The following is a 2,369-nucleotide window of genomic DNA, read 5'->3' on the forward strand; positions in this document are numbered from 1 at the left end:
AGACATAGGGAGCTGAGCCTGACCGCTCGGCTCCCACCTTTAACTCTAGAAAACCTTAAAATACACACGCGCCGCGTAGCGGCTTTGTTCAACCAGTCGGAGTGAGACAATAGATTTCGCTGACGCTCATCTATTAGTCCTCTCTACGATCTCGGGAAATAAAAATTGAAGTTTTGGCTAAGTTGAACATTTTAACCCTATGCCTATCATTTTCGAGCAAGACGGCTTTAAATTCTTCTTTTACAGCAATGACCATGAACCGATCCATGTGCATGTTCGATACTCAGGAGGTGAAGCCGTTTTTAACATAAATGACACCATTGAATTGAGAGAATCACATGGCCTGAAAGTGAAAGAGCTATCTAAGGCTCAATCGCTAGCTGAAGCCAACCAACAACTTATCATAGAAAAATGGAATGAACACCTTAACCAATAATCAAATACAGGCATCTTTCTCTGATGGATATATCTTCGTTTTAATGGAGACTGGTGTTGAGATTAAGTTCCCAGTAGAGAAGAATCCAAGGCTCTGCTCAGGCACACCAGATCAATTGAATAAAATTGAGATTTCTCCTTTTGGTCTTCATTGGCCTGACCTAGACGAAGACCTCTCTTTTGAAGGTTTAGCAAAAGGAGACTTTGGACAGTTTTCGAAAGCCTGAGCCTGCTTAGCGAGATCAAGTCAGCATACTCAATTCCGTTACGCGCTCCGCGCTTCACTCCATGAGTAGCCTCTACGTTTCGAAAAAAAGAATTGCAGCAACTTGAAGTGCCACTAAAGTGCTACTTATGAAAACTGAACTGGTTACAACTCTCAAGCGGCAAGCGACACGCATCATTGGGGATCTTCGAGCCGAAAAAGTGCCAGTAATGATAACTGAACATGGTAAGCCTGCTGCTTATCTAGTTGATGTTGAAAGCTTTGAAGCAAATGAAAAAAGAATGAAACTCCTTGAGGGCTTAGCTCGGGGAGAGAAAGCCTTTTCAGAAGGCCGAATTTTGAGCAATCTAGAAGCTAAAAAGAAAATGTCGAGATGGCTCAAGTAATTTGGACAGAACCAGCTCTCAACGCACTTGATGAAATTGCGGATTACATTGCACTCGACGACTACAATGCAGCTAGTCGATTAGTTCAGAAGGTATTCAAAAAAGTCGATCTTCTGGAAGCGAATCCAAAGCTGGGAAATATCCCGAAAGAGCTCAGGAGCACACCATACAGAAGACTCGTAATCAACCCCGTCTATGTCTATTATCGAATCGAGAACGACACCGCCATCATTATATTTATCGATAGAGCAGAGCGAGAGTTTGAAATTTCGAGATTCGCAAGATGACTCGAATAATTCGAAACCAGTGGACAACTCCGTTCGTGCCTCACTACGTGCCACCTCTTGACGTTCTGTAAAGAAATGAAAACTATAATTCAAGTCCACGTCTTCATTCGGTTATGCGCAAGCGGTTGTATAATCTACAGCTTATATCAGTTGATTGTCGCTTGGCCTAAAGTTGCAAGACTCAGAGACGTAATTGAAAAACAGAAAGAAAGCATCGAGATGCTTGGTGGCACATTTGATCTGGGTGCATTCATCCCCTCTTTCACTGAAATATTTCTGGGCCCCGTCCTACTGCTCATGGCTGGACTCTTTGCATTTATAGGCACGAAGAAAATCGTCGAATTAGTCATTGGACAAGAACAGATTAAAGCACTTCTCCATTCCGACAGAAAAGGAGCACAGATCCAGTCACGATAGTGCTCCACAATCACAAAAAAGAAAAATGAAAGCCATTGCGATAGCCCCACTCCTTTTACTTTTCACACTGGTAGCAAATGCCGGCTTGCGGGATGTCGGCTACAAAATCGGACCACAGCTGTTCAGAGATGGCGACAGCATCAAAATTAAAGAAGTGAAGGCATCCTCTTCCAGTTTCGAGATCGGTGAGACAGTCACCGTTAGAGGAACCTACACTCTAGAATCTCATCCAGATGCGAAAATAAGCATTTTTGTCACACAGACCGAAGGCGACAGAAAGAGTGAGATCTTGCCGGGACAGCAACTCAGCATAAAAAAAGGAAATGGAGAGTTTGAGCTGAGCATTAAGATTCGGCATGAAGGCTATCTTCACGTCACCTTTTACCCCACAGATGGAGGCAGTGGATTCGGCGGAGTCTACTTTGGAAAATCTAAACAGATGAAAGAAATCGAAGATTGGACACTCAACTGGTATCTGGGCGAGCCACTCCCCGAAGGCAGGTCGGACTCCACGCCTGTGATCTCTCTGAAGTTACCAATTAGCGAAGCCTAATAGGTAACTATAGGTTGGACAAACCCGCGTAGGATTAAAGGGGGCGTTCGACGACTCTAGTGCTT

Annotated in this window: 6 protein-coding genes; all 6 read left to right on the plus strand. The window is 44.0% G+C overall.

The genetic code is table 11. The features are described from left to right. Positions 1-199: 199 nt before the first annotated feature. The 6 genes from QEH59_RS18375 (at position 200) to QEH59_RS18400 (ending at position 2,304) form a co-directional block, all read left to right on the plus strand. A complete protein-coding gene (locus QEH59_RS18375; RefSeq protein ID WP_308986843.1) occupies positions 200-436 on the plus strand; it encodes a DUF4160 domain-containing protein in 237 nt (78 codons plus the stop codon). Next, positions 417-662, plus strand: coding sequence for a DUF2442 domain-containing protein (locus tag QEH59_RS18380; protein WP_308986844.1), 246 nt, complete (start codon positions 417-419; stop codon positions 660-662). The genes QEH59_RS18375 and QEH59_RS18380 overlap by 20 nt, the downstream gene beginning before the upstream one ends. 127 nt (positions 663-789) lie before the next feature. Next, a complete protein-coding gene (locus QEH59_RS18385; protein WP_308986845.1) occupies positions 790-1,047 on the plus strand; it encodes a type II toxin-antitoxin system Phd/YefM family antitoxin in 258 nt (85 codons plus the stop codon). Further along, on the plus strand, positions 1,035-1,334 hold the full coding sequence (locus QEH59_RS18390; protein ID WP_308986846.1) for a type II toxin-antitoxin system RelE/ParE family toxin: 300 nt from the start codon (positions 1,035-1,037) through the stop codon (positions 1,332-1,334). Before QEH59_RS18385 ends, QEH59_RS18390 begins: the two co-directional genes overlap by 13 nt. Before the next feature lie 75 nt (positions 1,335-1,409). Next, positions 1,410-1,751 (plus strand): hypothetical protein, encoded by a 342-nt coding sequence (locus QEH59_RS18395; protein WP_308986847.1) that lies wholly within the window; start codon positions 1,410-1,412, stop codon positions 1,749-1,751. A gap of 25 nt (positions 1,752-1,776) precedes the next feature. Then, positions 1,777-2,304 carry a hypothetical protein gene (locus tag QEH59_RS18400; RefSeq protein ID WP_308986848.1) on the plus strand — a complete coding sequence of 176 codons (528 nt, stop codon included), beginning with the start codon at positions 1,777-1,779 and terminating at the stop codon, positions 2,302-2,304. Positions 2,305-2,369: the final 65 nt, after the last annotated feature.

The organism is Thalassobacterium sedimentorum (assembly GCF_031127905.1).
GTDB classification, from domain to species: Bacteria; Verrucomicrobiota; Verrucomicrobiia; order Opitutales; family Coraliomargaritaceae; genus Thalassobacterium; species Thalassobacterium sedimentorum.